A 12374-nucleotide genomic window follows, 5' to 3' on the forward strand; every position below is an offset into this window, starting at 1 on the left:
GATCTGACTGCCCCAATAAGCCCGAGGCCGAACGCAGGCAGTGCGGAGCGGGTAAACCGGCAGGACGCCGGTTTAGCCGCGCCGGGCCATGGATGGCCCGTCGCGGCGGCCCGCGGAGTGGTGCCGGAGTGAGGGAACACCGAGCCTAGGCGAGGTGCCGACAGGCGGGGCAGAGCGTTTTGGTTACTTTTGCGCTTTTCAAAAGTGACCCGCTGTAAGAGCGGAACCCTAAGTAGCCGTTACCTAAATAACGGATATACACTCAAAACAACAACCGCGAAAAATCACAACACTGCACCGCCAACTGCGCCACATTCTGGTTCAAGCCAAACTGCCGATCCCCGCGATGCAACGCCACATACCCAACCCTCGGTAGCGCCGGTTCCGTCACCAGCGCGCGCAGCTCCCCGCGCTCGATCAAATGCGACAAACACCCCTTGGGCAAATAACTCACCCCCACCCCCGACAGCGCCAGCCCGACCTGCACCAACAGGTTATGACTGGTCAACTTGCGCGGCATCTGCACAGCATGCGCTGCCAACCAGCGCTCATAAATCAGCCCCGTCCCCGAGTGCGAACCCTGGGTCAACACCGTATACCCGGCCAATGCCTCAAGCCCCACCGGATCAGCCTCGCTGACCAACCCCGGTGCGCACATCCAGGCGTTTTCCACACTGCCCAGCGGCGTACTCAGGAAGCGCGAATCACTGTAGGCATCAGGCACGATCACCAGGTCCAGCTCATCACTCTCCAGCTTGCGAAACAGCTCACTGCTCAGCTCCACCGACGGCTCGATCTGCACCTTGGGATAGGCCTCGCGCAACGCCTCCACCAGCGCCGGCAACCAGGTGAAAGCCGTCAATTCCGTCACCCCCAGGCGAAACCTGCGCACCAGCACTTCACGGGTGCTGACCCGCTCCAGCATGTAGTCACGACGCTCTAGCAGGTCCTTGGCGTAGTCGAGCAACTCGGCGCCCTTTTCCGTCAACCGCGCATTGCGTTTGCTGCGGTCGAAAATCTCCACATCGAAGGTTTCTTCCAACTCCTGGATGCGCTTGGAAATCGCCGACTGCGACATGTTCAGCTTGTTCGCCGCCGCCTCGAAACTGCCCAGCTCGGCAATCCAGTACAACGCGTCGATTTGCTTGAACGTGATCATCGGCCATCTCCCATGAGAAAAAGCGATCCTATCAGATAATAAAATATCGCTAAAACTGTATGTTCATCACTCCTAAGATCTAGCCACAGACCCATAAGATCAATCGGAGTTACAGCCATGTCCTTGCCCGGTTCCCGCATCCTCCCCAACCCGCCTCTGGCTTGCGCCGAAGTGCTTGAAGCCTTCACTCACGTGGTCACCCCGCACATCAGCGACAACCTCGGCCGGCACATCGGCGCCCGTGGGCTGAACCGCTACAACCGCACCGGCAAGCTGGTGGGCACCGCGCTCACGGTGAAAACCCGCCCCGGCGACAACCTGCTGATCTACAAGGCCTTGAGCATGCTGGAGCCCGGCCACGTGCTGGTGGTGGACGCCCAGGGCGACACCAACAACGCGGTGATCGGCGAACTGGTCAAGCTCTACGCCCAGCAACGCGGCTGCGTGGGGTTTGTGATTGACGGGGCGATTCGCGATGTCGCGAGCTTCGAGGACACCCCTTGCTACGCCCGCAGCGTGGTGCATTGCGGCCCCTACAAGACCGGCCCGGGCGAGGTGAATGTGCCGGTGTCCATCGGCGGCATGCTGATCAACCCGGGGGATGTGCTGGTGGGTGACGAAGACGGCCTGGTCGCCTTCTCCCAGGCCGACGCCGCCGAAGTGCTGCGCAAGGCCGCGCAACACGCGGCCCATGAAGAGCAAGTCAAAGCCGAAATCGCCAGCGGTGCGGTGCGCCAGAGCTGGATCGACAAGGTGTTGCAACAGGCCGGCCTGGCAGGCTGAGGGGAGTCATCATGAGCACTGCCTTTCTGTCCGACCGGGTGCTGGGCATCGCGCCCTCCCCGAGCATCGCCGCCAATGCACTGGTCAGCGAACTGCGCGCCCAGGGCCGGGACATCGTCAACTTCACCGTGGGCGAGCCGGACTTCGATACACCCGCGCATATCCTCGAAGCAGCCAGCGCCGCGATGCACGGTGGCGACACCCACTACACCGCCACCAGCGGCACCCTCGCCCTGCGCCAGGCGATCTGCCTCAAGCTCAAGCGCGATAACCAGTTGGACTATGGGCTGGACGAAGTGATCGCCGGGTGCGGTGGCAAGCACATCATCTATCACGCCCTGGCGGCGACCCTGAATCGCGGCGACGAAGTCATCGTGCACACGCCGTATTGGGTGTCGTACCCGGACATCGCACGGCTGAATGACGCGACGCCGGTGATCATTCCCGGCGACGAGTCACTGGGGTTCAAACTGTCGCCTCAGGCCCTGGAACAGGCGATCACCCCGCGCAGCAAATGGGTGATCCTCAACAGCCCGAACAACCCCAGCGGCGCGGTGTACAACGAGGCCGAACTGCTGGCCCTGGCCGCGGTGCTGCGGCGCCATCCCCATGTGCTGATCATGGCGGACGAGATCTACGAGCACTTCGTCTACGACGATGCCCGCCACGTTTCCCTGACCCGACTCGCACCGGACCTGAAGCCGCGCACGCTGATCGTCAACGGCGCCTCCAAGGGCTACGCCATGACCGGCTGGCGCCTGGGTTTCGGTGCCGGTGCGGCCTGGTTGATCGCGGCCATTGCCAAGCTGCTTTCGCAAACCACCACCTGCCCCAGTTCCCTCAGCCAGGCTGCCGCAGTTGCCGCCTTCGCTGGCGACCAGGCGCCCATCGCCGGGATGCGCGAGGTGTACCAGCAACGCCGCGAACGCATGCTGGGCCTGCTCGAAGACATTCCCGGCGTGAGCTTCACGCCACCGGATGGCGCGTTCTACGTGTTCGCCAACGTCGCCGGGCTGATGGGCAAGACCACCGCCCACGGCGAGCGGATCGACAGTGACACCCAACTGGCCGAGCACCTGCTGCGGGAACACGGCCTGGCCACCGTAAGCGGCGCGGCGTACGGCATGTCGCCGTATATCCGCCTGTCTTTCGCCAGCTCGCTTGACGTGATTGAAGAAGGTTGCCGTCGCCTGAATGAAGCGTGCCATCGATTGCGCTGACGGTTCCCGCCCCACCCGGCGGCCAGGGATGGCCGCTCATTGACTGCCTAGAACAACACTCATAATCATTGATATAAATGAGGCATTCCCATGCACAAGCCCCGCATCGCGCTGGTCTGGCAAATCCTGATCGGCTTGCTCGCCGGCATCGCCATCGGCGCCCTGCTGCACCGTTTTCCCGAATCCCGGCCGTGGCTGGTGGACAACCTGCTGCAACCGGCGGGCGATATCTTTATCAAGCTGATGAAGATGATCGTCGTGCCCATCGTGTTTGCCTGCATGGTGGTGGGCATTGCCGGGCACGGTGACGGTAAATCCCTGGGACGCATCGGGGCCAAGTCCCTGGGCTATTTCTTCTGCATCACCACCTTGGCGATCATCGTCGGGCTGGTGATGGGCAACCTGCTCCAGCCGGGCGCCGGCACCGAACTGGCCAGCCTGCAAGCGAGTGCCGTGACCTTGCCCACCAGCAGCGCCGGCGGCGGCCACAGCCTGGGGCAGATCATTGTCGGGATCATTCCGGACAACGTGATCAACGCCATGGCCCAGGGCAGCCTGCTGTCGGTGCTGTTCTTCGCGGTGATGTTTGGCCTCGGGGTTTCGCGCTTGCCCGCCGAGCGCAAAGACCCGGTGATTGCCCTGCTGCGCGGGGTGTCGGAGGCGATGTTCAAGGTCACGTCGATGATCATGGCCTATTCGCCCATCGGCGTGTTCGGGATGATCGCAGTGACCGTGGCCAACTTCGGTTTCAGCTCGCTGTTGCCGTTGGCCAAGCTGATCCTGGTCAGCTACGTGTCGATTGCTTTCTTCGTGCTGGTGGTGCTCAACCTGGTGGCGCGGCTGTGGGGGATCAACCTGTTTGCGTTGATGCGGCATATCAAGGATGAACTGATCCTGGCGTTCTCCACCGCCAGTTCGGCGGCGGTGATGCCGCAACTGATGAAGAAACTCGAAACCTACGGCGTGCCGCCTTCGCTGGTGAGCTTTGTGGTGCCGGTGGGGTATTCGTTCAACCTGGACGGTGCGTCGCTGTTCCTGGGGATCGGCACGCTGTTCGTGGCGCAGCTGTATGGCATCGACCTGAGCCTTGGCGACCAGGCCCTGCTGGTGGTGACCATGGTACTGACATCCAAGGGCGCGGCCGGGGTGCCGGGGTTCATGTTCGTGATTCTGTCGGCGACCCTGGCGAGTGCGGGCTTGCCGTTGGAGGGCATCGCCTTCATCGCCGGGGTGTATCGCCTGATGGAAATGCCGACCACCGCGTTGAACGTGCTGGGCAATGCCCTGGCACCGCTTGTGATTGCCAAATGGGAACGCCGCGAAGGCACCGCTGAAACCTGTGGCGAGGGGGCTTGTCCCCCGTTGGGCTGCGCAGCAGCCCCAATAAGCTCACCGAATTTTCCTGAAAAAACGCGGTGATTTTTCAGGGCTGCTGCGCAGCCCAACGGGGGACAAGCCCCCTCGCCACAAGGTGTGGGTTGCCAGCTCTATCAACGGTGCAGGTCGAGGTCCGACGCGTCATGCCGCTCGCGCAGTTGCTCTGACGGCTCGCCCGACACACGGTTGACCCGGCGCCCACGCTGCACCGCCGGCCGCGCTTCGATGGCATTGGCCCAGCGCACGACGTGCTTGTAATCCTGCACCGAGAGAAACTCCCCCGCCTCATACAAACGGCCTTTCACCAGGCCGCCGTACCACGGCCAGATCGCCATGTCGGCGATAGTGTACTCATCCCCGGCAATGTATTCGTGCTCGGCCAATTGCTTGTCCAGTACGTCCAGTTGGCGCTTGGTTTCCATGGCGAAGCGGTCGATGGCGTATTCGATCTTGGTCGGCGCGTAGGCATAGAAATGCCCGAAGCCACCGCCCAGGTACGGCGCGCTGCCCATCTGCCAGAACAACCACGACAGGCATTCGGCACGGGCCGCCGGTTCGGTGGGCAGGAACGCGCCGAACTTCTCGGCCAGGTACTGCAGGATCGCACCCGACTCGAACACCCGAATCGGCTTGGGCCCGCTGCGGTCCAGCAGCGCGGGAATCTTCGAGTTCGGATTGACGCCGACGAAGCCGCTGCCGAACTGGTCGCCGTCACCGATCCTGATCAACCACGCATCGTATTCGGCACCCTTGTGACCCAGGGCCAGCAGCTCTTCCAGCAGGATCGTGACCTTCTGGCCATTGGGCGTTGCCAACGAATACAGCTGCAACGGATGACGGCCTACCGGCAATTCCTTGTCGTGGGTCGCGCCGGCAATGGGCCGGTTGATGCTGGCGAAGGTGCCGCCGTTTTGGGTCTTCCAGGTCCAGACTTTTGGCGGTACGTAATCAGTCATGCCACTACTCCTTGGATTCAATGTTCACAACAACTAACGGCAGGAGCGAGCTTGCTCGCGAAAAACTCGAGGGCGCCGTGTTCTTTCAGGATGCCCGCGGTGTGGTCGACGACCTTCGCGAGCAAGCTCGCTCCTACAGGTTCTTTTGGGCCAGTTGGGCCATATTCCAGCCGCCACCCAGTGCCTTGATCAGCCCTACGTTGGCGCTTAACTGTTGAGTCTGCAGATCCAGCACCGTGCGCTGTGCCTGCAACGACGCTACCTGCGCCGTCACCACGTCCAGGTACGCCGCGCCACCCTGGCGATAGCGGGCCAGGGACAAGTCCTCGGCGTACTGCGCGGCTGCCGCCGCATCGCGCTGGTCAACCAGGGCGGTGTCGAGCCCGGAGATGATGGAGAGGTTGTTCTCCACCTGCTCGAACGCGGTCAACACTACACCACGATACTTGGCCGCGGCTTCATCGGTTGCCGCCTTGGCACTGTCCACCCCGGCCTGGCGCGCGCCGCCGTCAAAAATCGTCCCCACCAGCGACGGGCCGATGGCCCAGAAAATGTTGGGCGCGCTCAACAAGTGCGCGAACTCATCACTCTGGAAACCACCCTGGGCACTCAGGGTAAGGGCCGGGAACCAGGCGGCTTTCGCCACCCCTATGCGTGCATTGGCCGAGGCAATCCGGCGCTCGGCAGCGGCGATGTCCGGCCGACGCTGCAACAGCGTAGACGGTACACCGGTGGGCACGCCGGGCAAGGCAATATCCGCGACGCTGGGGGCAATCGCGTAGGTCGATGCGGACTCACCCAGCATCGCCGCTATGGAGTGTTCAAGCACTGCACGCTGCACCAAATTCTGGCTCAGCTGCGACTTGACCGTCGACAGTTGGGTACGCGCCCGCGCCACGTCCAGCCCGGAGACGATACCGCCGCCGTGCAAGCCTTCGGTCAGGCTCAAAGCCTTGGCATAGGCATCGCTGGTTTCCTGCAGCAACTGGTCTTGCCGGTCAATGCCACGCAGGCGGATGTAGCTGTCGGCCAATTGCGCCTGCAAACTCAGACGCACTGAGGCCAGGTCGGCCTTGGCGGCCTGGGCGTCGCTGGTGCCGGCGGCAACGGTGTCGCGCACACGGCCCCAGAGGTCGACTTCATAGTCCAGTTCGACCCCCACTGTCCCGGAATCGTAAACATTCGGCGGGCTGGCAGAGCGCAGTGGGCGGGTGTCCGACTGGCGAATGCGCTGGGCATTGCTGGAACCGATCAGCTTTGGAAACAGCCCGGATTGCGCCTGGGCCAAAAACGCCTGGGCCTGGGAATAGTGAGCCAGTGCCGCGCTCAAGTCCGGGTTGCTTTGCAGCAACTGCTGCTCCATCGCATCCAGTTGCGGGTCCTTGTAGATGTGCCACCAACCGTCGCGACTTGCTTGGTCGTTCGGTGTGCCGACGGTCCACGGTCCCTGGGTATGGAACTGCGCGGCAATGGGTACCTCCGGCACGTCCAGCGGCGGCGCAAGGTGGCAGGCGCCCAGGCCCAGGGTCGCGACCAATACCAGGCAAGTGCGCTTAGCCATGGGGTTTGGCCTCCACAGGATTGGCGGCCAGCTGCACCGAATCGTCGTCGGCCAGGCCGTCGGGCGGGGTGTCGATCACGCGGTCGGTGGCGACCAGGCCGCTGCCGATTTCCACGCTGTCACCGAAGTCCCGGGCGATGGTCACGGTCTTGAAGTGCACATGATTATTCGCGTCGAGGGTGGCCACGCGCATGCCCTTGTCATCGAACACCAGGGCGCTGGCAGGCAGGCGCAGCACGTCGGTCTGCACCGGCAAGGTGAACTGCACGCTGGTGTAGCCGCCCGGCAACAGGCGGCTGCCGGGGTTGTCCACCAACAGTTGCACCAGGGTGCTGCCGGACGCGGCGTTCACCGCATCGGCAGTGGCGATCACCTTGGCGTTGAAGGTTTCACCGCGATACTCCGGCACGCTCAGACGTGCCACGGTGCCCACCTGGATCTGCGGCGCCGACGACTGCGGCACCTGCACATACACCCGCAGGCGGCTGACGTCGGAGACCGCGAACAGCTCTTTGCCGGTGGCACCACCGGCACTGATCAGCGCACCCACATCGGTGGAGCGTGCAGTGACCACGCCGGCGAACGGCGCAGTCAAGCGCTGGAAGCCCTTGGTGGCAACCAACTGGTCGACGTTGGCCCTGGCCGCGACCACTTTGGCCTGCTTGGCAGTCAGGTCGCCGGTGCGCTCATCCACGTCCTGGCGCGACACCGAGTCCGACGAAAGCATTGCCTGCCAGCGCTTGGCGGTGGTCTGTGCCAGCGACTCGTCGGCCTGGGCCGAAGCCAGCACGGCCTTGGCTTGCAGCAGTTGCTGATCGAGCTCCGGCGTGTCGATTTCGGCCAGCAGTTGCCCGGCCTTCACGTGGTCGCCGATGTCGACGTTCCAGGTCTTGAGGTAGCCATTGACCCGGGCAAAGATCGACGCCCGCGAATACGCCTCAAGACGCCCCGGCAGGTTCAGGATCGGACCCTGGGGCTGCACGCTCGGGGTGATCAGGATCACGCTGGGCAACGCCTGGGCATCGGTCCAGGTTTTCAGATCATGGGATTCGCTGGCGCGCACGCCGATGCCGAATACCACCACGGCAACCAGGACCACCAGCCCCAGCACCAGCCAGAGCAGACCACGGGATTTACGGCGGGGCGAACCCGGATTGGAAACGGAAGCAGACATGTCAAACCCCTTGAGTGGCGGTGGTCGCAAGCGTGGCGTGCTGACGCCGCCCGTGCACAAGACTGAAAATCAGCGGAACCAGGAACAACGTGGCAATGGTGGCGAAGGCCAGCCCGCCGATGACCGCACGGCCCAGCGGGGCGTTCTGTTCGCCGCCCTCCCCCAGGCTCAGCGCCATCGGCGCCATGCCGATGATCATCGAAATCGCGGTCATCAATACCGGGCGCAGACGGGTAAAGCCGGCTTCAAGCGCCGCCTGCACCGCATCCCCGTGCACGGCCAGGCGTTCGCGGCAGAAGCTCACCACGAGGATGGCGTTGGCGGTGGCCACGCCCATGCACATGATCGCCCCGGTCAGCGCCGGTACCGACAGCGGCGTGTGGGTGATGAACAGCATCCACACGATGCCCGCGAGCGCCGCCGGCAAGGCGGTGATGATCACGAACGGGTCAGCCCACGACTGGAAGTTGACCACGATCAGCAGGTATATCAGCACCACCGCGCCAAGCAGGCCAAACAGCAAGCCACTGAAGGCCGCGTTCATGGTTTGCACCTGACCCTGCAACAGCACCTTGGAGCCGGTGGGCACTTCGCTGGCGTGGGCGGCGATGATCTTCTGGATGTCGGCGGCAACGGCACCGAGGTCGCGGCCCTGGATTGCGGTCAACACCTCGACCACCGGCTGGATGTCCGACTGGGTCACCACCGAGTTCGCGTGGCTGCGTTCGATGGACGCCAGGCCGCCGAGGGTCTGGTCTTGCGCCGAACCGGGGCTGCCGCTCAACGGCAGGTTATGCAGGGCGGCCAGGGTGTCGAGGCCGTACTGCGGGGTTTGCATCACAATCGGATAAGACACGCCGTTGGCCGGGTTGAGCCAGAACGTCGGCGCCACCTGGCTGGAACCCGCCAGGTTGACCACCAGGCTGTTGGTCACATCGCGCTCGTTCAGGCCCACCAGTTGGGCCTGGGTACGGTCCACATCGATCTTGAACGTGGGCAGTTGCCGCGACTGCTGGATACGCGCATCCACCACACCCGGCACCCGCCGGATTTCCCGCAGCAACGTGCTGGCGTAGGTGAAGTTGGCGGGCAGGTTATTGCCGCTGACTTGCACATCCACCGGCGCCGAAGAACCGAAGTTGAGAATCTGCCCGACGATGTCCGAAGCCGGGAACGAGAACACCGCATTCGGGAATTCACGGGGCAGCCGCTCCCGCAGTTCGCGCATGTATTCGGCGGTGGGACGATGGCCCTCTTTCAGGCTGATCTGGATGTCGCTGTCCTGTGAGCCCACGGTGCCGGTGTTGTTGTAGGCCACGTTGATCCCACTGATGGCCAGGCCGATATTGTCGACGATGGCCGCCAGCTCCCGGGGCTCAATCACGTTATGAATGGTGTTCTCGATCTGCGAGACCAGCCGCGCATTGCTCTCGACCCGCGTGCCGATCGGTGCACGCACATGCAACAGGATCTGCCCGGAGTCGACGTCGGGGAAGAAGTTGCGACCCAGGAATGGCACCAGCGCAAACGACACGGCGACGAACGCCAGCATCGCGATCACCGCGATACGGCGGTGGTGCAAGGCACTCTCCAGTGCCCCGTGGTAAACCCCGCGAAACGCCTCGAACTGGCGCTCGAACCCGCGCTGGAATTTCACCAGCGGGTTGCTCGACGGCGCCACCACCGGCGTACCGTCCGCATGATGTTCGTGAGGCTTGAGCAGGTAATTGGCGAGGGTCGGCACCAGGGTTCGCGAGAGGATGAACGAGGCGATCATCGCGAAGATCACCGCTTCGGCCATCGGCACAAACAGGAAGCGCGCCACGCCTTCCAGGAAAAACATCGGCACAAACACGATGCAGATACACAGCAGCGACACGAACGCCGGCGTGACGATCTGCGCCGCGCCGTCGAGGATCGCCGTCTCCACCGGCTTGCCCTGTTCCAGGTGCCAGTTGATGTTTTCGATGGTCACCGTAGCGTCATCCACCAGGATCCCCACGGCCAATGCCAGGCCGCCGAGGGTCATGATGTTGAGGGTTTCGCCGAGCGCCGACAGCGTGGCAATCGACGACAGGATGGCCAGCGGGATCGACGTGGCGATGATCACCGTGGAGCGCCAACTGCCGAGGAACAACAGGATCATCAGGCTGGTCAACGCGGCCGCTATGATCCCTTCCCGGGCGACGCCGCTGATGGCCGAGCGCACGAACAGCGACTGGTCGCCGATCAGGTCGATATTCAGGTTGGGCGGCAAGGCGCCTTTGTTGTCGGCCAGTTTGTCCTTGATCCCGGCGATCACCCCGAGGGTCGACGCCGAACCGGTCTTGAGCACCGGCAGCAGCACGGAGCGGTTGCCGTTGACGTGCACGATGTTGGTCTGCGGCGGGTTGCCGTCACGCACCGTGGCCACGTCACGAATCAACACGGTGGTGCCGTCGGCGGTCTTGATCGGCAGGTTTTCCAGGTCGTGGAAGTCCGTCGGCGAGTTGTTCAGTTGCAGGTTGAACTCGTAGCTGCCGATCTTTTGCGTGCCCACCGGGGTGATCAGGTTCTGCGTGGCCAGGGCAGTGGCCACGTCCTGCGCCGAGAGACCACGGGCCTGCATGCGTGCGGAGTCGAGGTCGATCTGCACCTGGCGGGTCTTGCCGCCGAAGGGGTATGGCAGTGCGGCACCGGGCACCGTGGTCAGCATCAGGCGCACGGTGTTGAGGCCCAGGTCACCGAGTTTCTGTTCGCTGAGGCCTTTGCCGGACAACGCCAACTGCACGATCGGCACTGTCGAGGCGCTGTAGTTGAGGATCAGCGGCGGCGTGGTGCCCGGCGGCAGTTGACGCAGGATGGCCTGGGACACCGAAGTCATCTGCGCGTTGGCCGTACTGATATTGACTCCCGGCTGGAAGAACACCTTGACGATGCCGTAGCCGTTCAGCGATTGCGCCTCGATATGGCGGATGTCGTTGACCGTGGTGGTCAGCACCCGCTCGAACGGCGAGGTGATGCGGCCGGCCATCTGGTCGGGCGGCAAGCCGGTGTACTGCCAGATCACGGCAATCACGGGGATGCGAATTTCGGGGAAGATGTCGGTCGGGGTACGCCAGGCCGCGAGCGGGCCCACAATCAGAATGAAAATAGCCAATACCAGGAAGGTATAGGGGCGCCGCAATGCGATGCGCACGAGGTTGAGCATAGATGTGATCCAGACAGGAAGTTGATGACTGAAGGAGGTACCGAACAGCGCTTCCCTCCTGCCCCGCCCGTCTGTGTTCCGGGCCAACTGCACTGACATCCGGTCAAAATAGAGGCATATGCCACGATATAGCGTTTAGTGGCATACGCAACTAATTTGTTGCAGCATGTGTCAATATTCATCTTGCCGGATTAACGTTCGGTTAACCCTTGATCTGTAGCGAGTGATCAGCCTGTGAAATGCGCACCGCCTGTCCTGAATAGCCCGAGCACCTGTTCCAACGGAGCCGTGCGGCGCGCGTCCCGTCGTATGGCGCAGATCTATGACGAGGCGTTTGCGCCGTTTGGTCTGAAGGCCACCCAGTATTCGCTGATGAACCACATCGCCAATGGCGACGCTCCGAAGATGCGCGACCTGGCGCAGTCGTTGGTGATGGATTTGTCGGCCCTGGGGCATACGCTCAAGCCGCTGGTGCGGGATGGGCTGGTGGTGTTGCGGGTGGATGAGTTGGACCGCCGCAGCCGGCGGGTGCTGTTGACCGACGCGGGGCAGCGTAAATACGAAGAGGCGCGGGTGGTGTCCAGGCAGATGGCGGTGCGGTTTGATGAGGTGTTTGGGGCTGAGGCGGCTTGCGAGTTGCGCAAGGCCATGGACTTTATTGCGTCTGATGAGTTTGCTCGGGCGTTGTTGGGTTAGGGGGTATATCGGTTATTTAGGTAATGGCTGATATTGGTTCCGCTCTTGCCGGCATTACTCCGCGGGCCGCCCAAGATCAAAATCAAGAGCGGGCACAGTCAAATGTGGGAGCGGGCTTGCTCGCGAAGGTCGTCAACGATGACGCTGGCATCCTGATTCAACGCGGCGTTCTCGGTTTTTTCGCGAGCAAGCCCGCTCCCACATAAAGCAGCTCTGCTGTTGACCTGCGGGCCCCGTTAACCATGATGGCCGCTGTAA

At 63.1% G+C, this 12374-nt stretch carries 9 protein-coding genes; 4 read left to right on the plus strand and 5 right to left on the minus strand.

The window, feature by feature from the left end; translation table 11 throughout:
- Positions 1 to 262: 262 nt before the first annotated feature.
- The gene (locus HX818_RS20890; RefSeq protein ID WP_008433274.1) at positions 263 to 1159 is read right to left on the minus strand and encodes a LysR family transcriptional regulator; all 897 of its coding nucleotides are present in this window, start codon (positions 1157 to 1159) and stop codon (positions 263 to 265) included.
- A gap of 117 nt (positions 1160 to 1276) precedes the next feature.
- On the opposite strand from HX818_RS20890, the gene HX818_RS20895 reads away from it, so the two are divergent.
- The 3 genes from HX818_RS20895 to HX818_RS20905 all read left to right on the plus strand — a co-directional run bounded on the left by HX818_RS20895 (position 1277) and on the right by HX818_RS20905 (position 4581).
- A complete protein-coding gene (locus tag HX818_RS20895) occupies positions 1277 to 1942 on the plus strand; it encodes an RraA family protein (RefSeq protein ID WP_003207901.1) in 666 nt (221 codons plus the stop codon).
- Between the two features lie 11 nt (positions 1943 to 1953).
- Positions 1954 to 3162, plus strand: coding sequence for a pyridoxal phosphate-dependent aminotransferase (locus HX818_RS20900; protein ID WP_177020673.1), 1209 nt, complete (start codon positions 1954 to 1956; stop codon positions 3160 to 3162).
- Positions 3163 to 3252: 90 nt separating this feature from the next.
- Positions 3253 to 4581, plus strand: coding sequence for a cation:dicarboxylate symporter family transporter (locus HX818_RS20905; protein ID WP_087692931.1), 1329 nt, complete (start codon positions 3253 to 3255; stop codon positions 4579 to 4581).
- A 71-nt stretch (positions 4582 to 4652) separates the two neighbouring features.
- On the opposite strand, the gene yghU is transcribed toward HX818_RS20905, so the two are convergent.
- From yghU to HX818_RS20925, 4 genes are all read right to left on the minus strand, one after another.
- Positions 4653 to 5495 carry a glutathione-dependent disulfide-bond oxidoreductase gene (yghU, locus tag HX818_RS20910; RefSeq protein WP_177020674.1) on the minus strand — a complete coding sequence of 281 codons (843 nt, stop codon included), beginning with the start codon at positions 5493 to 5495 and terminating at the stop codon, positions 4653 to 4655.
- A 133-nt stretch (positions 5496 to 5628) separates the two neighbouring features.
- Positions 5629 to 7056, minus strand: coding sequence for an efflux transporter outer membrane subunit (locus HX818_RS20915; protein WP_003207893.1), 1428 nt, complete (start codon positions 7054 to 7056; stop codon positions 5629 to 5631).
- The gene (locus tag HX818_RS20920) at positions 7049 to 8230 is read right to left on the minus strand and encodes an efflux RND transporter periplasmic adaptor subunit (RefSeq protein ID WP_177020675.1); all 1182 of its coding nucleotides are present in this window, start codon (positions 8228 to 8230) and stop codon (positions 7049 to 7051) included. The genes HX818_RS20915 and HX818_RS20920 overlap by 8 nt, the downstream gene beginning before the upstream one ends.
- A 1-nt stretch (position 8231) precedes the next feature.
- On the minus strand, positions 8232 to 11420 hold the full coding sequence (locus tag HX818_RS20925; protein ID WP_008433261.1) for an efflux RND transporter permease subunit: 3189 nt from the start codon (positions 11418 to 11420) through the stop codon (positions 8232 to 8234).
- A 309-nt stretch (positions 11421 to 11729) separates the two neighbouring features.
- On the opposite strand from HX818_RS20925, the gene HX818_RS20930 reads away from it, so the two are divergent.
- A complete protein-coding gene (locus HX818_RS20930; RefSeq protein WP_003207888.1) occupies positions 11730 to 12116 on the plus strand; it encodes a MarR family winged helix-turn-helix transcriptional regulator in 387 nt (128 codons plus the stop codon).
- Positions 12117 to 12374 lie beyond the last annotated feature (258 nt).

Source organism: Pseudomonas sp. F9001 (genome assembly GCF_013385435.1).
In the GTDB taxonomy this organism is placed as follows: Bacteria; Pseudomonadota; Gammaproteobacteria; order Pseudomonadales; family Pseudomonadaceae; genus Aquipseudomonas.